This window comes from uncultured Devosia sp., from assembly GCF_964244875.1.
Classification (GTDB): domain Bacteria; phylum Pseudomonadota; class Alphaproteobacteria; order Rhizobiales; family Devosiaceae; genus Devosia.
Map to the genome: position 1 here is coordinate 148,836 of NZ_CAXTKA010000001.1, position 24,055 is coordinate 172,890.

Sequence of the window (24,055 nt, forward strand, 5' to 3'; positions counted from 1 at the left end):
GCGATCAGATCTGTACGCCGTTGGCACGCAGTTCGGCGCGCACCTTGGCAAAGAATTCCTGGCCCACATTGTTGTTGAAGACCGCCAGGACCCGCTGCAAATCCACGTTCAAATCGCTGTTTGCCTCAGACAGCTTGGTGCCGACGGGCGATTCGTAGAAGGCCACGATCTGGGTGAGCTCCTCCATGGAAAACCGGATGGCATAGACACGGGCGAACTGGTCGAGCAACTCGCCCTTGCGGCCCTTGTAGTCTTCAAGCACCTTGGTGATGGCGTCGTTGGTCTGTACGGAAATTTCGGGGTTTTGCGTCACGATCTGGCGCATGGTCTGGATGGCGGTTTCCACCAGCGTGGTCTCGTAGATCGCCCCGCGATCGGTCAGGTCGACATATTTACGCGCCAGTGCCAGATGCTCGGGAGCGACTTCCTGGGCAATGGCCGGCATGGCCAGAGCAACAATGGTCGCGCTCAGCACGATCGCGAACAGCGCCTTGGCGCGCGTCAAAACACCCATCATCCTGCAATACCCCGTTTGTGCTGCGCCACGCTCGGCATCAGTCTTGTGTCTGAATGGTTCTTACGCCATCCGCGGTTGCCACATAAGCCTTTTTGCACATGCCCAGGAACAGTCCGTGCTGCACTACGCCCGGGATGTCCAGCAGTGTCCGTGACAGCGCTTCTGGCTGCGAAATGCGGCCAAAAAATGCATCGAGGATCAGGTGTCCGCCATCGGTGATGAAGCTGGCGCCATCGCTCGTTCGCCGCAATACGAGCCCGCCCTGGGTATCGTATTGCGCCAGCACGCTCTCCAATGCCCGCTTTGTTGCGCCCAAGCCAAAGCGATTGACTTCGATCGGCAAAGGAAAGCGGCCCAGCGTGGTCACCACCTTGCTGGCGTCGGCGATCACGATCATGGCGATCGAGGCGGCGGCGACGATCTTCTCGCGCAACAGCGCTCCGCCGGCTCCCTTGATGAGGCTCAGGCCGGGGCCGATTTCGTCGGCACCGTCAATGGTCAGGTCGAGATGATCGATAGTGTCCAGATCGGTCAGCGCAATGTTCAGGGCGCGCGCCTGGGCGGCGGTCACCTCGGATGTCGGCACGCAGAGGCATTCGAAACCGGCGGCGACCCGTTCGCCCAGCAGGTCCACGAAATGGCGCGCGGTGGAGCCGGTCCCAAGTCCCAGGCGCATTCCCGGCTGCAGATCGTTGATGGCCATGGCGGCGGCCTGCCGCTTCAATGCTTCGCTCACGGTCGGCTTCTCTCGTCCCAACTTCGGCTGGTGATGGGACTACACTACCCTCATGTCAACCCGACGATCACAGATTGGTGAACGACGATTGTAACCGGATGGCAACACAATGTGTGGAAGGTCGTCGGACTGTGGCGGAATCAGGGCAGCGCCCTTTCCGCAAATTCTTGAACCGCGTATGCAAATTCCATTCTTGAACAGCCCGAGTCGTTGCGGTGTGTTCAACTGTCAGAGGCACAGTCGGCGAATGTCCATATTGAAATCCACGACAGCGATCGCGCTGTCGATAGTGCTGTCCTTTTCATTGATCGTTCCCGCCATGGCGGCGCGCGTCTATAATCCCAACTCCAATGCTTGGGAAGAAGCGTCCGTGGTGGCAACACGCAACCGCGGTCGCAGCGCGATCCCGCGCGAGGAAGTGGCTTACGCCGGCAAGTACGCGCCAGGCTCGATCATCGTGGAAACCGGGGAACGCCGGCTCTATTTCGTGCTCGGCGATGGCCGGGCGGTGCGCTATGGCATCGGCGTAGGCCGCGACGGCTTTACCTGGTCGGGCACGCATCATGTGAGCCGCAAGGCGGAATGGCCGGGCTGGACCCCGCCGGCCGCCATGCGCAAGCGTGTCCCGGACCTGCCCGCGTTCATGCCGGGCGGCCCCGACAACCCCCTGGGAGCACGGGCCATGTATATCGGCTCGACCCTTTATCGCCTGCACGGAACCTCGGAGCCATGGTCTATCGGCCAGGCGGTCTCCTCGGGTTGCATCCGCCTGACCAATGAAGACGTGGTTGACCTGTACGAGCGCGTCAAAGTGGGCGCCCTGGTGGTGGTGCACCACTAAAGGATAGCGCATAATTGAAAGGGCCAGCCATCGCGCTGGCCTTTTTTGTTGCGGCAAGGCTTTGAAATCGGCGCGATGACCGTTAGATTTGTGCGATGACCCTGCCCCTAGCCAGTATCGCGCCAAATGCCAGACCGCTGGTCGACCGTTATGGCCGGCATATTTCGTATCTGCGAATTTCGGTAACCGACCGTTGCGATTTTCGCTGCGTCTATTGCATGGCCGAGACCATGACGTTCCTGCCGAAACAGGACGTGCTCAGCTTCGAGGAAATCGAAACAATCGCGACGGCGTTCGTGGCGCGCGGGGTCAACAAGATCAGGTTGACCGGCGGTGAGCCACTGGTGCGCAAGGATATCCTGGCGCTGGTCCGCTCGCTCGGGCGACATGTCGGGCGGGGGCTGGACGAGCTGACGATCACCACGAACGGCAGCCAGTTGAGCAAGCATGCCCAAGCTCTTGCTGCGGCCGGCGTGCGGCGGCTGAATGTGTCGCTCGATACGCTGGATGCGGATCGTTTTGCGGCGATCACGCGGCGCGGCCGGTTGGTCGATGTCATGGCCGGGATCGATGCGGCGCAGGCGGCCGGGCTGGCCGTCAAGATTAACATGGTCGCCATGGCCGGCGTCAACGAGGACGAGATCGAGCCGATGATGGCCTGGGCGCATGGTCGCGGCATGGGACTGACGCTGATCGAGGGCATGCCGCTGGGCGAAGTGGGCATCGACCGGGTCGACAGCTACCTGCCGCTCAAGCAAGTGCATGACCGGCTGGCGCAGCACTATACGCTGGAAAAGCTGGACCAGCGCACAGGCGGGCCGGCGCGCTATGTGCGGGTGGCCGAAACCGGTGGCGTGCTCGGCTTCATCACCCCGATGAGCCACAATTTCTGCGAAAGTTGCAATCGGGTGCGATTGACCGCGACTGGGCAGTTGTTCATGTGCCTGGGGCAGGATGACCAGGTCAACCTGCGCGATGCACTGCGGGATGAAGGCATGGCGGGCCTGGATGCGGCGCTGGACCGGGCCATGCTGCTCAAGCCCAAGGGGCATGATTTCGTCATCGACCGTGCTCGACCGCAGCCGGCACTGGGGCGGCACATGAGCGTGACGGGGGGCTAGATGCACAAGGGATCGTGCCTGTGCGGCGCCATTCGCTTCGCGGTAGAGGGCGAGCTGGCCGCCCCAACGGCCTGCCATTGCACCAAGTGCCGCAAGCACACGGGACATTACGAAGCCGGCACCGATGTGCCGCGTTCGGCCGTCAGCATCAGCGGCGAAGACAAGGTGACCTGGTTTCAGTCATCGGAAAAAGTGCGGCGCGGGTTTTGCTCGGTATGCGGGTCGTCGCTGTTTTTCGATATCATCGCGGCCGACCGGATCGGCATTTCGATGGGTGTGTTCGATACGCCGACCGATACCAAACTCTCAATGCATATCTTCGTGGCCGACAAGGGCGACTATTACGATATCGCCGACGGGCTGCCGCAGAACCAGCAATAGGCCTATTCGGACTTCGTTGCGGTTTGGCAGTCTTGTTTTGGGCGCGCCGCAAGCAACCCCAGCTTGATTTTCTCCTTGAGGGGCGGAGCTATCGCCCATGGCTTGACACAATCTCACCCATACCACCGGCCAGTTCCTCCCCCTGCCAGGGGGAGGTCGGGTGGGGGTTCAGGAGCCCCGATATGGAGGCCGGCAACCCCCCACCTTGATCCTCCCCCCGGAAGGGGGAGGTATCGACTGCACTTTTTTCGATATCCGATAGCCGCCCCTCGAGGCGAGAACGCATCGACCAAACCAATGCCGCCGTGAAGCCTAAGCCCTCACCTACCCTCGGCGCGTTCGGCAAGTTCGATGATGATGCCGTCCGGGTCGCGCACGAAGGCGACGCGCTTGAACATTTCCTGGTTGTGGGCCCGGCGCGGACGCTCGATGATGTCGACGCCTGCAGTGGCCAATTGCTCGATCACGGTGCCGATATCGGTGAAGGCGAAGGTCAGATGCCGTGCGCCGGCTTCACCTTGCGGTACGTCGCGAGCGGGCTGGATACCGGGGCCCGGGGCGAAGATTTCGAGCATGCCGCCGCCCGCGTCGAGGAAGGCCAGTTCGCCCTGCGTCTGGGGCTTGCGCAGCACCAGCTTGAAACCGAGCAGGTCGCAGTAAAAGGCGATGGCGCGGTCCAGATCGCCCGAGGTCATGCCGATATGTTCAAAGCCCAGCAGCATGGCTATTTGTCGTCATCGGTGATGAGGGCATAGTCGAGCGGCAGCGCCGTGGTATACTTGATCTGTTCCATGGCGAAAGACGAACTGACATCGGTCAGGGCGATCTTGGCGATGAGCTTTTTGTAGAAGGCATCATAGGCGCCGATATCGGGCACGACGATACGCAGCAGGTAATCCACGTCCCCGCTCATGCGATAGAATTCGACAACTTCGGGGAAGTCTTCCACGACAGCGGCGAATTTGCGCAGCCAGCCCTCGCTATGCTCGTTGGTCTTGACCGACACGAACACCGTAACGCCGGCATTGACCTTGACCGGATCGAGCACGGCCACGCGGCGCTTGATGACGCCGTCTTCCTCCATCTTCTGGATACGACGCCAGCATGGGGTGGTCGACAGGCCGACCTTGCGGCCGATTTCGGCCACCGGCATGGTGGCATCCTTTTGCAGCAGCGTCAGGATTTTTCGATCGATCTTGTCCAATGCCATTCACGCCCCCGCGCAATCAGGTTTCGGCAATACGCCAAAAAACTTGGTCAATTTTCCGACTGAATGCCACAACTTGCCGTAAGGCGCAATATTCTTGCGTATTTGCCCGAAGACGCAAGGCCAGGCGTTTTGTTAAAGGCCGGGTAACCAACTCCAGGGCGCATTTGCTTCGGCCTCGCGACCGTGCGCGTCACGCCAGGCGCGCGGCAAATCGAAGGTGCCCGCCCAAAGGCCGCGCCGGGCGACGCGCGCAGCGGCCTCCTCGCGGCCATAGTCATCGGCGGAAACGGCTAGTCCGGCCGCGACCATCTGCAGGCCAAGATCGCGCCCGCCGGCGCTGCAAATGGCCAGGATCCGGCCGAAGCGATCATGGCCGTCGGGCTGGCAAGTCAGGGACTGGGCGGCCACCAGATCGACCAGCTTGTCCCGCGCTGCGCGCCCGCAGGGCCAGTTGCGGCTATCGGCATCGGTGCAGGTCTGGTCGAGTTCGGGAGCATCGATGCCCAGCAGGCGAATGCGGTCGGCGCCGAGGTGAAAGCTGTCGCCATCACTGATGCGGGGCCGGCCGGAAACCGGCGACCCCGCTTCGTCCAGCCATCCGGCCAGCACGGCGCAGGTCAAAAGAATGGCGATGGCCGCAAGGGCACCGAACCGGCTGCGGAAAGGTCGCCATTGCCCAAGGTTTTGCCGCTGCACTTCACCGCCCGTTAACTACGCGTCGCTAGTGTTTGTTCACCAGCCCGAGATGTGCCGATATGAAGGCCATGGCGGGTTGCGAGGCGCTGGTTTTGTTCGGGATACACCCTAGCAAGGTGCGCACCGTTTGTTAAACCTGGCCTGTTTTATTTGGCCTGACAAAGACTTCGATATCCCTGGCGAATGCGTATCCGGTTCGCCGCGTTGAGTAACGAGTAAGAGTGTGATGCCGTCGCAGCCGGCTGATATCGAAGCGGATGTTCGGTCCCTGATGGGCCGGGACAGCAAGCGCTCCGCCAACAAGACCGTGCTCGATGCGCGCCAGCGCCTGACATCGAGTTCGGGTACGCGCGCCTCCTATGATTTCGAGCTGATGCACGACTACGCCGATTCACGGCTGACCTCGGCATTGCCGATTGCCGCCATCGTGGTCATCCTGGCCTTCGTTTCCAGCCTGTGGGTGCCGGCCCTGTTTGCCGCCTTGTGGGCCGGCATGGTCTTGATCAGCCTGCTCGCGCTGGTGCTGATGGCGCGACGCTTCAAATCCAACCACGCCTCCAAGTTCAATGCCGGGCAATGGACCACGAGCTTTGTGTTCGGCGAGACGGTCTATGGCCTGGCCTGGTCGCTGCTGGCGCTATTCACGCTGGTGGCGGACCCGCAAAGCCTGACGCCGGTAATGTTTGCCATGGTGCTGGTCGGGGTCGCTGCCAATGCGGTCGCCACCCACACCTTACCGCCGGCGACGTTGATGAGCACGCTGCCGGTGACGCTGACGGTGTCCATCACCTTGATCGCGATCGGGGGTACGCTCAACTATACGCTGGGCGCCGTGGCGATTTTCGGGGAAATCTTCTTTGTTTACCTCGCGCGGCAGCTGCACGGCTCCGAACTCGAGACCATCACCCACCAGGCCGAAAAAGACTCCCTGATCAGCGAACTGGAGGAAGCCCGGCACATGTCCGATGAGGCGCGCCGCCATGCCGAGCAGGCCAATATCGCCAAATCGCAGTTCCTGGCGACGATGAGCCATGAATTGCGCACCCCGCTCAATGCCATTATCGGGTTCTCCGAAGTGCTGAAATCGGAGCTGCTGGGAACCCACCAGGTGCCGCAATACAAGGAATATGCCGGCGATATCCATTCGAGCGGGCAGCATCTGCTGAACCTGATCAACGAATTGCTGGATCTGAGCCGGATCGAGGCGGGCAAGTATGACCTCAACGAGGAAGTGGTGTCGCTGGTCGACATCGCCGAAGATTGCCGGCGGATGATGGAACTGCGCGCCAAGGCCAAGGGGATCGAACTCAGCTACAGCTTCGGCAATAACCTGCCCAAGCTGTGGGGCGACGAGCGCGCCGTACGCCAAGTGGTGCTGAACCTGCTGTCCAACGCCATCAAGTTCACACCGCAGCACGGCAAGGTCATGTTGATGGTGACGCGCAGCGGCGATGGTGGGCAGATGGTCTCGGTCAAGGACAATGGACCGGGCATCCCCGAAAATGAAATCGCCACCGTCCTGTCCTCGTTCGGCCAGGGCTCGCTGGCGCAAAAGACCGCCGAGCAGGGCGCCGGCCTTGGCCTGCCGATCGTGCAGAAAATCATGGACCTGCATCAGGGCCGGTTTGACCTCTTTTCCAAGGTGCGGTTCGGCACCGAAGTCATCGCCACCTTTCCGCGCGCCAGGGTGATGGATGCACTGGCGCCGGTGGTGGAAAGGAAGAGCCGACTGGAAATTTATTCCGAGGCCGGGTGATATTCCCGCATTTGTACGTTTTGTACACGTAGTTCTTCGTACGCATTATGAGACAAACAACTTCTTGGCGCTAGACTTAGCGCGTCAAGGAGCCGGTTATGCTGTCTCAGCGTTACCCGAATGCTATCATATTCGTGGTCGAAGCGACGGGTCGTGGGGATAGTTTGGCGCTGGCGAAAAGCTTGGGCGCCGACGTGATGCTGATCGACCATTTCGACGCCTCGATCCTGGCTGGCGATCCCAGCGTAGTGTTCGATCTCGACCTGCGCCGGATCGATCATGTGCGCAAGCTCAAGCTGGCGCTGGCCCAGCGCGGCCGGGGCTGCATGGTGTTTCTGACCGATCCGACAGTGCGGGTGACCAGCGTGCACGCCGCCGTGCTCGGTGCCGACAAGCAAATACCCCGTCCGGCCAGGGCGTCCGAGATTGCGGCGGCGATTGCCGAGCATTTGTCGGATGGTCGTTCGGAGGATGCTGCAGTAGTGCAGTCAATCGCCTCGGGCGTGTCGGCAATCGACAACAGTTTCAAGGCGATGATCGGCAATGTCGAACTGGACACCGCCGAAGTTCTTGCCGTTGGCGAGCAGATCGCCGGCAGCATTGTCGGCGTTGGCGTCGAAGACTGGCTAGCGACGGTCAAGGGCCATCACCAAGGCACTTTCCAGCATTGTATGCTGGTGACTGGTGTCGTCGGAGCGTTCGCGAGCATGGCGGGCATGGCCCAGCGCGATGTCGCCCGGCTGACGGTGGCCGGGCTGCTGCACGATATCGGCAAGGCGGTCGTGCCGCTGGCCATCCTCGACAAACCCGGCGCGCTCAACCCGCAAGAGCAGGCGGTAATGCGCCAGCATCCGGTCAGCGGCTACGACTATCTGCGAGCGCGCAGCGATATCGACGCGGCCACGCTGCGCAGCGTGCGCCACCACCATGAACTGCTGGACGGCAGCGGCTATCCCGATGGCTTAAGCGGCCGGCAGATCGACGATCTGACGCGGATCATGACCCTTTGCGATATCTATGCGGCGCTGGTCGAGCGGCGCAGCTACAAGGACGGCAAGACGCCGGCGCAAGCCATGGCCATCCTTGAAGCCATGGCCAGGGAGGGCAAGCTGGAGACCAGCCTGGTGCGCGAACTGGGCCGGATCATGCTGCCCAAGGTCGGGGCGGTCAGCTCCCTTTCCCGCTGACGGCGGCGCTTTCGAAGGTCGCCATATTGTCGTGCAGGTGCAACGCGGTCTTGGCCAGGACAGCCGCCAGCGCGGCGCCACTCCCCTCCCCCAAGCGCAAGCCCAGATCGAGCAGGCCGGTCTGGCCCATTTCAGCAAGCGCGCGCGCGTGGCCGCCTTCGGCCGACACGTGGGCGAAGAGGCAATGATCGATCGCAGCCGGGTTGACGGCATGGGCAATCGCGGCTGCAGCCGTGGCGACGAAGCCATCAATGATCACCGGGACTTTCTGGTGGCGGGCGGCCAGCAAGGCGCCCAGCATGGCGGCAATCTCGCGACCACCGACACGGGCAAGGATGGCAAGGGGATGATCGAGCGCGTCGCCGTGAAAGGCCAAGGCGCGGTCGACAGCGGCCGTCTTGCGGGCGAGGCCGGCATCATCGACGCCGGTGCCGCGGCCGACCCAATCGGCGCCCGTGCCGCCATACAAAGCGGCGTAAATCGCGGCAGCCACAGTGGTGTTGCCGATGCCCATTTCACCGATGCAGATCAGGTCCGGCTTTCCGGCAATGGCCTCCATGCCGTAGGCAATGGTGGCGGCGCACATCTTGTCGTCAAGGGCCGGCCCGAGCGTGATGTCGCCGGTGGGCAATTCCAATGCCAGCTCGAAGACGCGCAGATTGATTTCGTGCAGGGCGCAAATCTGGGAAATGGCGGCGCCGCCATTGGTGAAATTGGCTACCATCTGAGCAGTGACTTCGCGTGGAAAAGCGGAGACGCCCTGGTCGGTCACGCCATGATTGCCGGCGAAAATGGTGACCATGGGATTGTCCAGTCGGGGCTTGGCGCGACCCTGCCAGCGGGCGAGGAATTCAACCAGACTTTCCAGTTGACCAAGCGAGCCGGCGGGCTTGGTCAGCTTCGCGTCGTGGCCGCGCACGGCCGCCACTGCCGCCTCATCGCCATCGGGCACGATAGTCAAAAGCTCGATAACATCGGCATAGGCAGCGTGAAGCGGGGCGGGCATGGCAGGTCCGGCATGATGGTGCTAGGAAGTGCCGGACTTGTTGCGCAATCGGGCGGGAAAAGCAATTGAACCAGGGCGATGTGGCGTCAGCCGCGGAGACGATCGCGCGAGGCGAGGTGCGCGAGCCCAGTGTGCCTCTCGGGGCCGCGCCCGAGGCGGGCCTCAAGGCCGATTTCATCATGGCGCTGCGGTTTTTTTCGCGGCTGCCGACCGGCGATAGTCCGCACGAAATTCCCGATCTGAACCGGATCGCCATGGCGCTACCGCTCGCGAGCCTGGCGATCGGAATTGGTCCGGTGGCGCTGCTGATCGGGGCAACGCTACTGGGAGTTCCGGCTTATTTTGCTGCAGCATTGGCGGTGGGCGCGGCGATTGTGACCGGCGGAGCCATGGCGGAGGATGCCTTGGCCGATGCAGCGGACGGGCTATTCGGCGGCAGCACGGTGGCGCGACGGCTGGAGATCATGAAGGACAGCCGGCACGGCACCTATGGGGTGGCGGCTTTGTGCCTGTTCATCGTGTTGCGCGTCGTGGGCGTTGGTGGGATAGCGGTGATCAATCCGCTTGCGGCGGCGGCGATCTGGCTGGCGGCCGGGGTTGCCGCGCGGTCTGGGGCGCTGTGGCTGGCGGTGGCATTGGCGCCGGCGCGGACCGAGGGTGCCGCGGCAACGGCAGGGCGATTGCGCAAGCGCAGCTTTGCCGTGGGTGCCGCGCTGGCGCTGATCCTGTTTTTCGTGCTGGCGGGGCCGGCGACGAGCGTCGTGGCACTGGCCGTCGCGCTGCTGCTGGCGGCCGTGGTGGCAGCGGGTTGGTCGGCGCTGTGCCGGCTGCTGGTCGGGGGGCAGACGGGCGATCTGATCGGAGCGCTGATCGCGCTGCTGGAGATCGCCATGCTCACCGCGTTGCTGGCGTTCGTTTGAGAATGCCTTGAAAAAGCTGTGCGGCATGCCTTTATGATGGGGTGGCGCAGAGCGGGGCACGAACAGCATGATCTTCATCGGAATTGCCCTGCTGATTGCCTGCGGGCTGGCGCTGATCGTGGGAACCGATGCAGGCGGGCTGCTTGGGCTAACGCAGATGCAGACGGCGCAGGTAATCCCCCTGGTCGTGATCCTGATCGTTTTTGCCGGGGGTGCGTTTTCCCGCCGGCGGGCCGCGTCGGAGCTACTGGGAAGCCTGGTGCTCTGGATCGGCATTTTCGCGGTAGCGGGCGTGAGCTATGCCTATCGTGACGAGCTGACCGGGATGGTTGGCCGGGTTGCGGGCGAGTTCCAGCCGGGCGTGGCGATGATCGACGAGGAGCGGGGCACTGCAACGTTCCGGCGCGACATGGGCGGGCATTTCGAGCTTCAAGCCAGCATCAACGGGCATACGACGCCAATGATTTTCGATACGGGCGCCAGCGCCGTGGTGTTGACGCTGGCCGATGCACAGGCGGCGGGTATAGATACATCGACGCTGCGGTTCACCATTCCGGTAGCGACCGCCAATGGCACAGGACAGGCAGCGCGGGTAAGTCTGGATGGCATGGAAGTGGGCGGGATCAAGCGTAAAGGCGTGCGCGCTTTCGTGGCGGAAGCGGGAGCCCTGGACACCAGCCTGCTCGGGATGACGTTCCTGGAAACGCTCAGCCGCTATGCGGTAACCAGCAACTCGCTGGAACTCACTGACTGAGGGCGCACTGCATCGAGCGCCATGGCGATGACTTCGGGCCCGGCACCGGGACGGCAGGCCTCGACGCTCAGGATTTGGCGGAAGTGCCGGGCGCCAGGCAGGCCGTTGGCTAGGCCCAGCATGTGGCGGGTGACCTGGTTGATGCGCAGGGCCGGATGGCGCGCGGCATAGTCGGCCATGGCGTGCATCACGGTCTCCAGGGTCACTGGCGGAACGTCCTCGCCGAAGATACGCGCATCGACATGGGCCAGCAGCATGGGATCGTGATAGGCCGCGCGGCCGAGCATGACGCCGTCCATTTGCTCCAGTTCGACCTCGGCATCGCTCAAGGTCTCGATGCCGCCATTGATCATCACCGGCACCGGCAGGCGGGCACGCAGGCGGTGCACACGATCGTAATCGAGCGGCGGAATGGTGCGGTTTTCCTTGGGCGACAGGCCATTGAGCCAGGCCTTGCGAGCATGAACATAAAGCGCCACGACCCCGGCGTCGACCATGGCATCGGCAAAACGATCGAGGCTTTCCTCGGTGTCCTGGTCGTCGATGCCGATGCGGCATTTGACGGTGACCGGACGATCGGTGGCGCTCCGCATGGCACGGACGCAATCGGCCACCAGATCAGGCTCGGCCATCAGGCAGGCGCCGAAGCGGCCGGACTGGACGCGATCGGACGGGCAGCCGACATTGAGGTTGATTTCGGCATAGCCAAAGCGATCGGCAATGGTCGTGGCGCGGGCGAGTTCGCCAGGGTCGGAGCCGCCCAATTGGACCGCAACAGGCTGCTCGAGGGGATCGAAGCCCAGGAGACGCTCGGCATCACCATGCATGATGGCGGCGCTGGTGACCATTTCGGTAAACAGCAAGGCGTGACGCGTCAATTGCCGGTGCAAATAGCGGCAATGGCGATCGGACCAATCCATCATGGGGGCGACCGAAAAGCGGCGGCCACGGGTCAAAGCATCGTTCATGGCCCGGAAATACAGGATTTTCCGACCGGAGGCCAGTCCTACCCGGCGGGGCTGGGTTGCGGCGGGCAACGGGCCAGCTATCGCGCGCCGGCTCAAAGTGCGCTATGGCGCGATGGTCCGAACTTGCATCGAGTAGCGTCATGGCTTCACCCCGCTTCATCGCCGTGATCGATATCGGCAAAACCAACGCCAAGGTGTTGTTGATCGATGCCGAAACCGGCTCGCAACTTGCGGTGCACAGCACGCCTAATACCGTTCGACAGGACGGCCTTTATCCACACGCCGACGTGGAACGGCTGGCGGCGTTCATCCTTGAGAGCCTCAGGGACATTCATGCCCAGCATGGGATCGAGGGCATTTCAATTACCACGCATGGCGCGACCGGCGCGTTGATGGCTGGGGATGAACTGGCCATGCCGGTGCTGGATTACGAGCACAAGGGACCCGACGACACGAGCGCGGCCTATGGGCAGGTTCGCCCGGCGTTTAGCGAAACCCTGTCGCCACGACTGCCCAATGGCCTTAATCTGGGGGCGCAAATTTTCTGGCAATCGCAGGCCCATGTGGATCGTTTCGCGGCAGTCACGGCAATCTTGACCTATCCGCAATATTGGGCCTGGCGGCTGACCGGGGTGATGGCGAGCGAGGTGACGTCGCTGGGCTGTCACACCGATCTCTGGGCGCCGGAAGCCGGAACGTTTTCCGGCATGGTGGCGGAGCGAGGCTGGAGCGGATTGTTTCCCTTTGTAAAGCCCGCCAATACCGTGTTGGGATCGATTTTGCCGGCGGTTGCCGAAGCGACTGGCTTGCCAGCCAATACGCCGGTCACCTGCGGCATTCACGATTCCAACGCGTCATTGCTGCCGCATCTGGGCGTGCACGAGGCACCGTTCACGATCCTGTCGACCGGCACCTGGGTCATCGCCATGACCGTGGGCGGGGCTACCACCCATCTCGACCCCGAGCGTGACAGCCTTGCCAACGTGGACGCGTTCGGACGGGCGGTGCCGACGGCGCGATTCATGGGCGGCCGCGAATTTGACATGCTGGCGCCGAGCGCCGTTGAGCCGGGCGCCGCCGATATTGCCAAGGTAATTGCCCAGGACATGCGGGTGCTGCCCAGCTTCGTCGCTGGCGTGGGCCCCTTCCCCGGGTCGATCGGCCGCTGGACGATTGCGTCGGAGCAATTGAGCGCAGGCGAGCGCACGGCGGCGGTGTCGCTCTACCTGGCATTGGTGACGCGGCAGTGCCTGCAGCTGTCCGGAATCGGGCGGCAGATCATCATCGAGGGGCCACTGGCGCGCAACACACTGTTCGGGCAGGCGCTGGCCGCGTTAACCGGCGTTCCGGTCAGCGCCTCGGGCGACGCGACGGGAACAAGCCTAGGGGCGAGCATGTTGTTTAGTGGCAAAGGCACCACCGCAACGCCGGGGCTGGTGCGTGTGCCGCTGCAGGCGCAAGGGTTCGAGGCGTATTGCGCGCGCTGGCGGGAGCGGCTGTAGCCGCAGGTCTTACGTGCCGGGCGAGCCGTTGTGGATGCGCCGTGCACGCCACAATCTCCCTAGAGAACAGGAAGCAGCAATGGCTACCGGCAGACATCGCGTGGTGATCGTGGGCGGCGGGTTCGGCGGGCTTGCCGCGGCGCAGGCGCTTAAAGGGGCGGCTGTCGATATTACCCTGATCGACCGACGCAATCATCATTTGTTTCAACCGCTGCTCTATCAAGTGGCGACGGCGGCGCTCGGCACCTCGGAAATCGCCTGGCCGATTCGGCATATTCTCAAGCACCGTCCGGAAGTGCGCACGATTTTGGCGAGCGTGACAGGTGTCGACAAGGTCGCCAAGACGGTGCAGGTCGATGATGGCAGTAGCCTGCCATATGACAGCCTGATCATCGCCACCGGCGCGCGGCACGCCTATTTCGGGCATGACGAATGGGAGCCGTTCGCCCCCGGCCTCAAGACGCTGGAGGACGCGACCACGATCCGCCGCAAGCTGCTGCTGGCGTTCGAGGCGGCTGAGCGCGAGAGCGACCCGCAATTGCGTAAAGCGCTGTTGACCTTCGTCATCATCGGCGGCGGGCCCACGGGGGTGGAAATGGCGGGCGCCATAGTCGAGCTCGCCCATACCAGCCTGCGCGATGAGTTTCGCAGCTTGGCAACCGATGAGGCGCGCGTCGTCCTGATTGAAAGCGGCACGGCGGTGCTCGGGAATTTTGCAGCCGACCTGTCAGCGTACGCCCATAAGGCCTTGACCACATTGGGCGTGGATGTCGAGCTGGGCCATGCGGCGACCGCGATCGATGCCGATGGGGTCGACTATGGCGGCAGGCGAGTGGCGAGCAAGACCATAATCTGGGCTGCAGGGGTGCAGGCGTCGCCGGCCGCCAAATGGCTGGGGCTTGAAGCCGATCGCGCCGGGCGGGTCAAGGTAGAGCCCGATCTGACGGTGCCCAGCCATCAGGAGATTTTCGTGATCGGCGACACGGCGAGCCTGGCCATGCCAGATGGCAAACCCATTCCGGGGGTGGGCGATGCGGCCAAGCAGGGGGGCAAGCACGCTGCGGCCACGATCAAGGCGCGGCTAGCGGGCGACACCAGTCCCCACCCCTTCCGCTATCGGCACGCGGGCGACCTCGCCACGATCGGCAAACGCGCGGCGGTGATCGATTTTGGGTGGATCAAGCTTACCGGCCGGATCGCCTGGTGGGTGTGGGGACTGGCGCACATCTACTTCCTGATCGACGCCAAGAACCGCATCGCCGTAGCGCTGAGCTGGCTGTGGATTTATCTCAGCGGGCAAAGGAGCGCTCGGTTGATTACGCAGGGGGATGTGGAGGAGCAGAGCACGTCGGGCAAATCGGCGGCGCACATGCATGAGCGTTGAAGGCACAGGCTCCAGCGCGCATATTGGCCTGGTTTAGGAGGCTGAAATGGCGACATCGCTGCGTAAGGACACTAAATCAAGACTGACGCGCGACGAGATGGTCAAGATACTCGACCTACCAGCAGCGGCATTTCGGGCAGCTAAAGCCAACATGACCGAGGCTGAGCTTGACGAACTCCGGCGCGTTTGGCAGGAAGAAAGCGTCGAGGCGATCCGCAGCTCCAATGAGTATGTGGAAAAGTACGGCCTGCCGCTCGAGAGATACCGTCAGTTCTGATGGCGCGCTTCGACGTGTATCGAGGTCGAGACGTCGACCTATATCTCGACGTGCAGGCAGATAGGCTGAGCCAACTAAACACGCGCGTTGTCATTCCCCTTATCCCGCGAGCAACGGGTTTTGAGGCGGCCCGCAAGCTCAACCCGATTTTCCGAGTGGATGGGCACGAGCTAGTTCTGGCGACGCAGTATCTCGCCGCGATTCCGGTTACGAGACTAGGCTCAGTGTAGACTTCGCTTAAAGCTCAGAGCGACAGTATTGCAGACGCGCTCGACATGATCCTGCTTGGGTTCTGACCGCAACCAATATTTTTCTAATCCAGGATCGCCTCATCCACCGATGTCGTGCGCTTATTGAGCGCGCGTTCGCGCAGCCAGATGTAGAGGCCGCTCAAGATGATGATGCCGGCGCCGAGGAAGAACCAGGCATCGGGCGGTTGGCTGAAGACAATCCAGCTCACCAGCGCCAGGTACAGCAAGGTCAGGTAGTTGAACGGCGCGAGGGTCGAGGGCGGCGCGAAGCGGTGGGCGACCGAAATCAGGACGTGGCCGGTCATGCCCACGGTTCCTGCGCCGAAAAAGGCCAGCCAGGTGATGCCGTCCGATGGCCAGGTCCAGCCGGTGAACGCCACGGGCGTGACGATGACCAAGGCCACGGCGCCGGCGTAAAACTGCTGGGTCATGGCGGTATCGACGCCGGCCAGCTTGCGCGTGATGATGGAAAACAGCGCCACGAAGAAGGCTGCCGCCAGGCCGAGCAGGGATGCCGGCTGGAATGCCTCGGTGCCGGGGCGAACGATGATCAGGATGCCGATAAAGCCGGCCAGGATGGCCAGCCAGCGCCGCCAGCCAATGGTTTCGCCCAGTAGCGGGCCTGACAGGGCGCAGACCATGAGCGGGCTGGTGAAGATCAGTGCGCCGGTGATGGTGAGCGGCAAATAGCGCATGGCGAGGAAATTGCCACCGGTGGTGGCGAGCAGGCAGATGCCGCGCAGCACTTCGAGTTTCCAATTGGCCGTGCTGAACAAAGCTCTGCCGCGTAATGGCCAGACGATGGCCAAGATGAGCGCGACATGGACGGCATAGCGGATGAAGACGATCTCGCCGGTGGGGATCCCTTGCGTTGACATCCATTTGGCGGAGGTATCGAGAAAGATCAGGATCAACTGCGAGAGCAGCAGAATGCCGATACCGGAATTGTGGCGCTCTTCGACAGGCGCGATGAGAGTGGACATGACTGATCCGGACAGCGACGCAGGAGGAACACGCCGTCCGCAACCGATGGAAGATGGCGCCGCCCCTGTCAATAACGGGGCGGCGTAAAATATTTGCATGCGAAGTATTTAGAACGTCTGTGACAAGTCCCGCACTTTGAGGCTAGCGGCAAGGCTGTCGATCGAGGGCGTCGCGCCGTGCCGGGCATTGAAGGTCAGAACGGTTGAGCGGCCCGGCAGGAGGGTAACGGCGTTATCGGAGAAATAGCCGGGGGCATCGACGGTGGCGGTGGTGAACAAGGCTGGCTTGTCGGTGGTCAAGGTCAAGGCGGGCTTACCATCGATTGTCGACCAGGTGGTGGTGATCGCCGGAGCCACGATGTCGTAGGCCTTGTAGGGCTTGGGGAAGAAGTCGTTCTCGCCCAGCAAGGCGCCATCCTCGTCGGTCCAGGAGAAGAACAGGAATTCATCGGCTTCGAGCTTCTTGAACTTGATCGTCTCGAGTTCCTTGGCTGCGTCCGGGCCAATCTCCGCCTTGCCTTCATGCAGCACGCGCTCGCCGCCGCCGATTTTGACGGCGCGAACCTCCAGATGGATTTCCGCCTTGCTAGCGGTGTCGTTAATGCCGCGAAGCGCGATCTCCTTATTGTCCTTGCTCGGGACTGCGACGACGTTGATGGGCAGGTAGAAGCGCTTGGCCATGTAGTGGAGCAGCTTCCATTGCCCGCCGTAATCGAGGCTGGCCCAGGAGGCTACCGGCCAGATATCGTTGATCTGCCAATAGAGCGTGCCCATGCAGCGCGGCTTGGTGGAGCGCCAATATTCGATGGCGGTCTTGATGGCGAGGCCCTGCTGGACCTGGCTCAGAAACACCATCTGGTCGAAATCGCGCGGAAAGCGGAAGTAGCGCGTCATGGTTTCGAGGATGCGCGCATTGCCACCGTTGTTGCGCTGATGCATTTCCATGACCGGCGAGGATGGATTGCGATCCTTGGGGTCGGCGAAGGTTTCGATGACGTTCATCGAGGTGAACGACTGGAAGCCGAACTCGGAGGCGAAACGCGGATTGACCGTGCGGTAGGCCTCGAACGCCTTGGCCGAGTGCCAGACGTCCCAATAGTGCGTGTCGCCGCGGGTATCGGCGTGCCAGCCGTCGGAGAAATCGAGATAGCCCATGGAGGGCGAGGACGGCCAGAAGCGGCGGATCGGGTCCTCATCCTCGACGATATTGCCGAGCATGGAATTGAGGCGGTCGTAATTGGCGACGTAGCGCTCGGGCGCCGCCTTGGTTTCGGGATACCAGCCGAGCGAGCCGATGACTTCGTTGTCGCCGCACCAAAGCGCGATGCAGGCGTGGTGGCTGAGGCGGCGGACCTGCTGGCTGATTTCGGTGCGCACGTCGTCGAGGAATTCGCGATTGGAGGGGTAGCTCATGCAGGAGAACATGAAATCGTGCCAGATCAGTAGGCCCAGTTCGTCGCAGAGCTCGTAGAAGTAGTCGGGCTCGTACTGGCCGCCGCCCCAGATGCGCAGCATGTTCATGTTGCCGGCCTTGGCGCTTTCGAGCAGGTCGCGGATCACTTCGGGGGTGATGCGCGTAGGGATGGCGTCGGCGGGAATCCAGTTGGCGCCCATCATGGTGATGTCGCGGCCATTGACGCGGCATTTGAACGAGTGGTCGATCTCGTCCTTCTCGATGATCCATTCGAGGTTACGCAGGCCAAGCTTGCGGGTGGTTTTTTCGCCTTCGAGCGTGGTGGTCAGCTCATAGAGCGGCTGCGCGCCCTGCCCGGCCGGCCACCAGAGCTTGGGGTCGTGAATGGTGACATGGTGGGTGACGACATTGTCGCCCTGGCGAACCGCGACCTTGTCGGTGACGGTCTGGCCATCAATGGTGTGTTCAAGTTCCACCTCACCGTGAGCGAACGCAAAAATGCGAGTCTTTATCGCCAGTTCGACCGAGGACTTGCCGTGGGCCTGGTCGACCTGAACGCTGTCCTGGCGGGCCAGGCGCGTCTTGCGCAGGCTCATGGTGCCGTAAACGCCGATAGGCATCAGGCAGACGCCCCAGTCCCAACCGGCATGGCAGGCCGCCTTGCGCACGAAATTCATGTGCACGCCTTCAAGGCCATTGGTGAGATAATTGTAGGTGAACGGGATGGGAAACGGGTGGGCGTCGGCGCGGGCCTTGGCGACGTCACGCGTGACCTCGAACTCGATGCGCAGGGTGTTGTCACCGGCATGGACCTTGCCGGTGACGTCAAGGTCGTAGCGGATGAAGGCATTCTGGGTCTTGGCGATGACTTCGCCGTTGAGCAGGATGGTGGCGATACAATCGACCTCGGCTAGCGTCAGGGTCAGGTAGCCATCGATATCGGCCTGGGTGGCGGTGAAGCTGCGCTCGACATGCCAGGGGGCGCGGTTGACCCAATCGACGACCTTCTCGTTCTCGCCGAAATATGGGTCGGGAATGCGGTCCGCGGCCAGCAGGGCGGCGTGCACGTCGCCCGGCAGCGCGATATCGACGCGCGTGTCGTTGGCGGGCGAGGTCAAAATAAAGGAGCCAGCCAGATCAAGCGATGTGGCCGCGCCGTGTGACAATGCTTCGGACAATTTTCTCTCCCTCGCGCTAAGCATGTTAGCGTCGCATATTAACGATATTCCAGCGTAAAACCAGTGTCTGAAACGATTTCACCAAGCAAGGTTTCTAGTTGGACTTCGCGTGGATGCCAATGGGGAGGCGAAAATTCAGGGCGAAACGGCGTCCGTATCGGCAAGATCAAGAAAGCCGCCGGACTGCCGCGTCCAGAGTTGCGCATAGTGGCCGCCCTGCGCCAGGAGCTGGGCATGGGTGCCCATTTCCGCGATATGACCCCGATCCAGCACCACGAGGCGGTCCATCGAGGCAATGGTGGACAGACGGTGGGCAATGGCGATCACGGTCTTGCCGGTCATCAGGTTTTCCAGCTGGCCCTGGATGGCAGCTTCGACCTCGCTGTCGAGGGCGGAGGTGGCCTCGTCCAGGATCAGGATCGGGGCGTTCTTGAGCAGGACGCGGGCGATGGCGACACGCTGGCGTTGGCCACCCGAAAGCTTGACGCCGCGTTCGCCGACCTGGGCGTCATAGCCGGTGCGGCCCTTGAAATCGGACAGCAGTTCGATGAATTCGTCGGCCTCGGCCATTTCGGCGGCACTGACCATTTCCTCCTCGCTGGCGGTGGGGCGGCCGAAGACGATATTGGCGCGCACGGAGCGGTGCAACAGCGAGGTATCCTGGGTTACCACGCCAATGCGGGCGCGCAGCGAGGCCTGGGTGACCTGTGAGATATCCTGGCCATCGATGGTAATGCACCCGCCTTGCAGATCGTAAAAGCGCAGCAGCAGATTGACGAGCGTCGACTTGCCGGCACCGGAGCGGCCGATCAGGCCGACGCGTTCGCCGGCGCGGATGGTGAGATCGAGATTGTCGATGACGCCGGAGCTCTTGCCGTAGTGGAAGGATACGTGCTCGAAATGGATGGCGCCGGCCGGCACCTCCAGGAGCTTGGCACCTGGAACATCGATCAGGCCGAGCGGGCGGCCGATGAGTTCGGCGGAGTTCTGCGCCGTGCCGTAATTGCGCATTAGGCCGTTGAGCTGGTTCATCATGCGGCCCAGGAGATTGTAGAGGCGCAGTACGAGGCCAAGGGTGAAGGCCACGCCGCCCACGGTGATCAGGCCTTGGGTCCAAAGCTGGACGGCGAGCGCGGCAATGCCGGCAATGGCAATGCCCGAGAGCATGCCCATGGCCGAACGGACGCCGACTAAAGTGCGGGCCAGTGTAGTCATGGCGGCAATGAAGCTGACGAAGCCGCGCTTGACGAAGCGATCATCCTCGTCGGCCTGGCCGAACAGCTTGAGAGTCTGGATATTGCTGTAGCTGTCGACGATGCGACCGGTCAGCGCGGAAGCCGCTTCGGCGGCGGCTGCCGAGCGCTTGCGCATGCGCGGAACGTAATAGCGCGCAAGGCCGGAGAACAGGACGATCCAGGCGATCACCGCGGCCGCCAGGCGCCAGTCGAGCTGGCCGACCAGGACGACGGTGGTCAGCGCATAAATGGCGATGAACCAAACGACCTGCAGCAGGGCAACCATAAAATCGCCAACGGCGCCGCCGCTTTGCCAGACCTTGGAGGCGATGGAGCCGGAGAAATCGTTCTGGAAAAACGACAGGCTCTGGCGGATCACGTGGGCATAGGCCTGCCAGCGCACCAGGTTGTAGAAACCCAGATTGACGGTCTGCTCTTCCACCACCGCCGATAGCCAGGTGACGATGAAGCGAATGCCGAGCACGACCGCCAGCATGACCAGCAGTTCGGGGCCATAGCCGGCAATGAGCCCTGCCCAGCCGTCGGCCTGGTTGGCTGCATCCAGGATATCGACGAGGCGGCCGACATAGTAGAACAAAGCCGCCTCGACCAAGGCCACGGCCCCGCCGAGAACGAGCAAGGCAAGGAACGGCAGCTTGGCCTGGGCGATATAATGCCAGAAGAAGCGCGGTGTCGCGAGCGGCGGTTCCAGATTATCCGGGGTCTTGAAGGGGTCCAGCCAGGACTCAAAGATGCGATGGAGGGGGTCGAACAGACTCATTGGATATCTCGAATCGCTCTTGCTAGATGCCGCCGCGGGATCATCCTTTCATGGAGAACTGCGACAACTAAAATTTCGTTTTCCCCGTTCGAGGCGGTTTTCTTCAGAAAGAAAATCAGGTGATACGCGCTGCCGCGCCTGCCCTGTGCGTGATCCAGATGGAGCGACTTGACGCCGGCCACCAAGTCGTCGTGAGGGCGGCATCTTGGGTGCTCAGGCGCCTGCAGGATCAACGTCATGGCTTTATCGATGATACCGGCATAGGCAAGAACCTGATTCTTGCCGAAGAGTTTTCTGGTGGTCCTGAGGATAGCGGCGATATCAGCGTCGGCTTTTTTGGTAAGCCGTAGCCTCATACATCATCCTCGTCGAGTATACTGGTCGCGATCTGCATGACGGTGCGATCGGAATAGTCCCCATTGTCCCCCTGGGATAGCCCTAGATCGATGTGTTGCTTCAGCATTTGCAGCTTGTAGGCATCCAGTTCGCGATCGCGCCGCATCAGTCGGAGGGCGTCCCTGACCATTTCGCTGGCGGAAGCATATTCTCCGGCCGCGATTTCACCTGAAACGAACCGGGCGAACTCGTCGGTTAGATTGATGTTCATTGTCGGCATGGCGGCACCTGTGAATGACAAAAAAAATACGCCATTGGCAATTATTGTCAATTGAGCGGTGATGGCCCCGATGTGAGTTTGCGTTCACACCGGGGCGATCGTGCCTATTCGGCCGCTTTACTGTCCAGGTCGAGGAAGCCGCCGGACTGGCGTTCCCAGAGATGGGCGTAATGGCCGCCCGAAGCGAGGAGTTGGGCGTGGGTGCCTTCCTCCACGATCTGGCCCTGTTCCAGCACCACCAGGCGATCCATGGCGGCGATGGTGGAGAGGCGGTGGGCGATGGCGATCACCGTCTTGCCCTGCATCAGGCTGGTCAATTGCTCCTGGATTGCTGCCTCCACCTCGCTGTCAAGGGCAGAGGTGGCCTCGTCGAGCACCAGGATCGGGGCATTCTTAAGCAGAACGCGGGCGATGGCGACGCGTTGGCGCTGGCCACCCGACAGCTTGACCCCGCGTTCACCCACCTGGGCGTCGTAGCCGGTAAAACCATTGGGGTCGGTTAGGCCCATGATGACATCATGGACCTTGGCCTGCTCGGCGGCCCGGATCATCTCTTCTTCGGTCGCGGTCTGGCGGCCGTATTTGAGATTTTCGCGGATCGAACGATGCAGCAAGGAGGTGTCCTGGCTGACAAGCCCGATGGCGGCACGGACGCTTTCCTGGGTGACGTCACGCAAGTCCTGCCCGTCGATGCGGATAGCGCCATCCTGCACGTCAAACATGCGCAGGGCCAGGTTCACTAGGGTGGACTTGCCCGAGCCGGAACGGCCAACCAGGCCGATCTTTTCGCCGGGAGCGACCGTCAGATGGAAGTTGTCGATGACGCTGCCCTGCTTGCCGCGCCAATAGTTGAAGCTGACATTGTCATAGACCAGTTCACCGCGCGTCACTGTCATGGGCTTGGCCTCGGCAATATCGAGCATGGTGAGGGGCTGGGCGACGGTGATCATCGAATCGCGCACCGTGCCCACCTGACGGAAGATGTTGGAACCGATCTCCAGGATCCAGCCGCTCATGTTCATGATCTGGAGCGCAAACGGGATCACCGTGGCGACTGCCGCTGCCGCCAGCACGCCATCGTTCCAGCCGGCCAGCGCCAGCCAGGTGATCGAGACCACCAGGCCGGCGTTCAGCATGAACAGGATCGACCACATATAGGTGAACACCCGCATCAGCTTGCGGAACGACACCGTGTGGTCCGTGATCGAGTCCGAGACGTAGCGGTCCTCGTGTTCGCCGGTGGAGAAGGTCTTGAGGGTCTGGATATTGGTGTAGCTGTCGACGATGCGGCCGGTCATTACCGATTTGCTTTCCGACATTTCCTCGGAATAGCGGGCAATCAGCGGCATGGTGATGGAAAACAGGATGGCATAGAGCAGCAGCCAGACGGCAACCGGCACGAGCAGCACCAGATCGAGCTGGGCCAGCACGATGATCGCCACGACGACGAAGATCAGTGCGTACCAGGCGGCGTCGATGGCCAGGTTCACCCCGGTTTCGATGGCATCGCCAGCCTGCATGATCTTATTGGCAATGCGGCCGGCAAAGTCGTTCTGGAAGAAGGTCCAGCTTTGGCGGATGACGTGGTAGTGGCTTTGCCAGCGCACCAGATTGACCAGGTTGGGCACGATGGAGTGATTGCGGATCAGGGTGTCCAGCATGAAGGTCAGCGGGCGCACCAGCACCACGACGACGATCATCCAGAGCAGGGTCTGGCCATGAACGGCGAAGATCTGCCCCGGCGCGGTGGTTGCCAGCATGCCGACGACGAGGCCGACAAAGACCGGCATCAGCGCATCGGCGATCGATCCGATGGCGACGAGACCCATGCGGACCGCGAATGCAGCCCTGAACTGGCCGATGAAATATCTGGTGAAGGGCGTGAGTCCCATTGGCGGCTGCCGGTTTTGGGCGAGCGCGACGGGCGAATAGAGATTGTCGAAATAGGCAATGACGCGGTTGAACATCGTAAGCTCGTTATTGTGAGCCGCGCCTGAGAGAGTTTCGGGGCTCAGCTCAGGGTCGGTATCGGTCCATGGGTTTGCGTCTGACGCGGTGAATTGGATGGTTCGCGCTCGCGGGATTGGCCGTTTCCATATTGTTTTCCATTTGGAGTCTCCTTTGGTTGTAACTGGTGTCGTGTGCCTCCCTGGTGGGAGGCCTGTCGTCATGAACCCGGTCTTGGGGTCTATCGTCCCCTCGCCCCTCAGGGGAGAGGGCTAGGGTGAGGGGTGAGATGCTGCAACACGATATTCCATTGCACCACCGCACCCCTCACCCGGCGCTACGCGCCGACCTCTCCCCTGAGGGGCGAGGTGAGTCGGTGCATAATCGGTTTTCC

At 62.2% G+C, this 24,055-nt stretch carries 24 protein-coding genes; 11 read left to right on the forward strand and 13 right to left on the reverse strand.

All coding sequences use genetic code 11. The features are described 5' to 3' along the window. Positions 1–4: 4 nt before the first annotated feature. The gene (locus tag ACFE8X_RS00615; protein ID WP_375449495.1) at positions 5–517 is read right to left on the reverse strand and encodes a DUF2059 domain-containing protein; all 513 of its coding nucleotides are present in this window, start codon (positions 515–517) and stop codon (positions 5–7) included. A gap of 37 nt (positions 518–554) precedes the next feature. Then, complete coding sequence (rpiA, locus tag ACFE8X_RS00620; protein WP_375449854.1) at positions 555–1,220, reverse strand: ribose-5-phosphate isomerase RpiA; 666 nt, start codon at positions 1,218–1,220, stop codon at positions 555–557. A 280-nt stretch (positions 1,221–1,500) separates the two neighbouring features. On the opposite strand from rpiA, the gene ACFE8X_RS00625 reads away from it, so the two are divergent. The 3 genes from ACFE8X_RS00625 (at position 1,501) to ACFE8X_RS00635 (ending at position 3,596) form a co-directional block, all read left to right on the forward strand. Continuing rightward, positions 1,501–2,094, forward strand: a complete 594-nt coding sequence (locus ACFE8X_RS00625; RefSeq protein WP_375449496.1) for a L,D-transpeptidase — start codon at positions 1,501–1,503, stop codon at positions 2,092–2,094. A gap of 95 nt (positions 2,095–2,189) precedes the next feature. Next, positions 2,190–3,215, forward strand: coding sequence for a GTP 3',8-cyclase MoaA (gene moaA / locus ACFE8X_RS00630; protein WP_375449497.1), 1,026 nt, complete (start codon positions 2,190–2,192; stop codon positions 3,213–3,215). Beyond that, the gene (locus tag ACFE8X_RS00635; protein ID WP_375449498.1) at positions 3,216–3,596 is read left to right on the forward strand and encodes a GFA family protein; all 381 of its coding nucleotides are present in this window, start codon (positions 3,216–3,218) and stop codon (positions 3,594–3,596) included. Positions 3,597–3,916: 320 nt separating this feature from the next. Here ACFE8X_RS00635 and ACFE8X_RS00640 read toward each other — a convergent pair whose 3' ends face one another. The 3 genes from ACFE8X_RS00640 to ACFE8X_RS00650 form a co-directional block, all read right to left on the reverse strand. After that, on the reverse strand, positions 3,917–4,318 hold the full coding sequence (locus ACFE8X_RS00640; protein WP_375449499.1) for a VOC family protein: 402 nt from the start codon (positions 4,316–4,318) through the stop codon (positions 3,917–3,919). A gap of 2 nt (positions 4,319–4,320) precedes the next feature. After that, positions 4,321–4,800: an Lrp/AsnC family transcriptional regulator gene (locus tag ACFE8X_RS00645; RefSeq protein ID WP_375449855.1), complete on the reverse strand. Its 480-nt coding sequence runs from the start codon at positions 4,798–4,800 to the stop codon at positions 4,321–4,323. Between the two features lie 138 nt (positions 4,801–4,938). Next, positions 4,939–5,502: a thermonuclease family protein gene (locus ACFE8X_RS00650; protein ID WP_375449500.1), complete on the reverse strand. Its 564-nt coding sequence runs from the start codon at positions 5,500–5,502 to the stop codon at positions 4,939–4,941. Between the two features lie 226 nt (positions 5,503–5,728). Between ACFE8X_RS00650 and ACFE8X_RS00655 the strand changes: the two genes are divergently transcribed. Further along, positions 5,729–7,258, forward strand: a complete 1,530-nt coding sequence (locus ACFE8X_RS00655) for a sensor histidine kinase (protein ID WP_375449856.1) — start codon at positions 5,729–5,731, stop codon at positions 7,256–7,258. Positions 7,259–7,422: 164 nt separating this feature from the next. Next, positions 7,423–8,445 carry an HD-GYP domain-containing protein gene (locus tag ACFE8X_RS00660; RefSeq protein ID WP_375449501.1) on the forward strand — a complete coding sequence of 341 codons (1,023 nt, stop codon included), beginning with the start codon at positions 7,423–7,425 and terminating at the stop codon, positions 8,443–8,445. Here ACFE8X_RS00660 and cobT read toward each other — a convergent pair. Beyond that, positions 8,426–9,451, reverse strand: a complete 1,026-nt coding sequence (gene cobT, locus ACFE8X_RS00665; protein WP_375449502.1) for a nicotinate-nucleotide--dimethylbenzimidazole phosphoribosyltransferase — start codon at positions 9,449–9,451, stop codon at positions 8,426–8,428. The genes ACFE8X_RS00660 and cobT overlap by 20 nt on opposite strands. Before the next feature lie 65 nt (positions 9,452–9,516). Between cobT and ACFE8X_RS00670 the strand changes: the two genes are divergently transcribed. Next, complete coding sequence (locus ACFE8X_RS00670; protein ID WP_375449503.1) at positions 9,517–10,371, forward strand: adenosylcobinamide-GDP ribazoletransferase; 855 nt, start codon at positions 9,517–9,519, stop codon at positions 10,369–10,371. Positions 10,372–10,438: 67 nt separating this feature from the next. Beyond that, positions 10,439–11,125 (forward strand): TIGR02281 family clan AA aspartic protease, encoded by a 687-nt coding sequence (locus tag ACFE8X_RS00675; protein WP_375449504.1) that lies wholly within the window; start codon positions 10,439–10,441, stop codon positions 11,123–11,125. On the opposite strand, the gene dusA is transcribed toward ACFE8X_RS00675, so the two are convergent. Next, positions 11,086–12,093, reverse strand: coding sequence for a tRNA dihydrouridine(20/20a) synthase DusA (gene dusA / locus ACFE8X_RS00680; RefSeq protein ID WP_375449505.1), 1,008 nt, complete (start codon positions 12,091–12,093; stop codon positions 11,086–11,088). The two genes, ACFE8X_RS00675 and dusA, sit on opposite strands and share 40 nt — an antisense overlap. Positions 12,094–12,233: 140 nt before the next feature. Between dusA and ACFE8X_RS00685 the strand changes: the two genes are divergently transcribed. The 4 genes from ACFE8X_RS00685 (at position 12,234) to ACFE8X_RS00700 (ending at position 15,486) form a co-directional block, all read left to right on the forward strand. Then, entirely contained in the window at positions 12,234–13,595 is a 1,362-nt protein-coding gene (locus ACFE8X_RS00685) for an FGGY-family carbohydrate kinase (RefSeq protein WP_375449506.1), read from the forward strand. A gap of 79 nt (positions 13,596–13,674) precedes the next feature. Beyond that, positions 13,675–14,979, forward strand: coding sequence for an NAD(P)/FAD-dependent oxidoreductase (locus ACFE8X_RS00690; protein ID WP_375449507.1), 1,305 nt, complete (start codon positions 13,675–13,677; stop codon positions 14,977–14,979). A gap of 46 nt (positions 14,980–15,025) precedes the next feature. Further along, positions 15,026–15,256, forward strand: a complete 231-nt coding sequence (locus ACFE8X_RS00695) for a type II toxin-antitoxin system CcdA family antitoxin (RefSeq protein WP_375449508.1) — start codon at positions 15,026–15,028, stop codon at positions 15,254–15,256. Beyond that, complete coding sequence (locus tag ACFE8X_RS00700) at positions 15,256–15,486, forward strand: CcdB family protein (protein ID WP_375449509.1); 231 nt, start codon at positions 15,256–15,258, stop codon at positions 15,484–15,486. Before ACFE8X_RS00695 ends, ACFE8X_RS00700 begins: the two co-directional genes overlap by 1 nt. A gap of 83 nt (positions 15,487–15,569) precedes the next feature. On the opposite strand, the gene ACFE8X_RS00705 is transcribed toward ACFE8X_RS00700, so the two are convergent. From ACFE8X_RS00705 to ACFE8X_RS00730, 6 genes are all read right to left on the reverse strand, one after another. After that, complete coding sequence (locus tag ACFE8X_RS00705) at positions 15,570–16,490, reverse strand: DMT family transporter (RefSeq protein WP_375449510.1); 921 nt, start codon at positions 16,488–16,490, stop codon at positions 15,570–15,572. A gap of 108 nt (positions 16,491–16,598) precedes the next feature. Further along, positions 16,599–19,082, reverse strand: coding sequence for a glycoside hydrolase family 2 protein (locus tag ACFE8X_RS00710; protein WP_375449511.1), 2,484 nt, complete (start codon positions 19,080–19,082; stop codon positions 16,599–16,601). 135 nt (positions 19,083–19,217) lie between these two features. Next, a complete protein-coding gene (locus tag ACFE8X_RS00715) occupies positions 19,218–21,098 on the reverse strand; it encodes an ABC transporter ATP-binding protein (RefSeq protein ID WP_375449512.1) in 1,881 nt (626 codons plus the stop codon). Next, entirely contained in the window at positions 21,095–21,454 is a 360-nt protein-coding gene (locus ACFE8X_RS00720; protein WP_375449513.1) for a type II toxin-antitoxin system RelE/ParE family toxin, read from the reverse strand. The genes ACFE8X_RS00715 and ACFE8X_RS00720 overlap by 4 nt, the downstream gene beginning before the upstream one ends. Beyond that, positions 21,451–21,714, reverse strand: a complete 264-nt coding sequence (locus ACFE8X_RS00725) for a type II toxin-antitoxin system ParD family antitoxin (RefSeq protein ID WP_375449514.1) — start codon at positions 21,712–21,714, stop codon at positions 21,451–21,453. The genes ACFE8X_RS00720 and ACFE8X_RS00725 overlap by 4 nt, the downstream gene beginning before the upstream one ends. A 104-nt stretch (positions 21,715–21,818) precedes the next feature. Further along, on the reverse strand, positions 21,819–23,681 hold the full coding sequence (locus ACFE8X_RS00730) for an ABC transporter ATP-binding protein (RefSeq protein ID WP_375449515.1): 1,863 nt from the start codon (positions 23,679–23,681) through the stop codon (positions 21,819–21,821). Positions 23,682–24,055 lie beyond the last annotated feature (374 nt).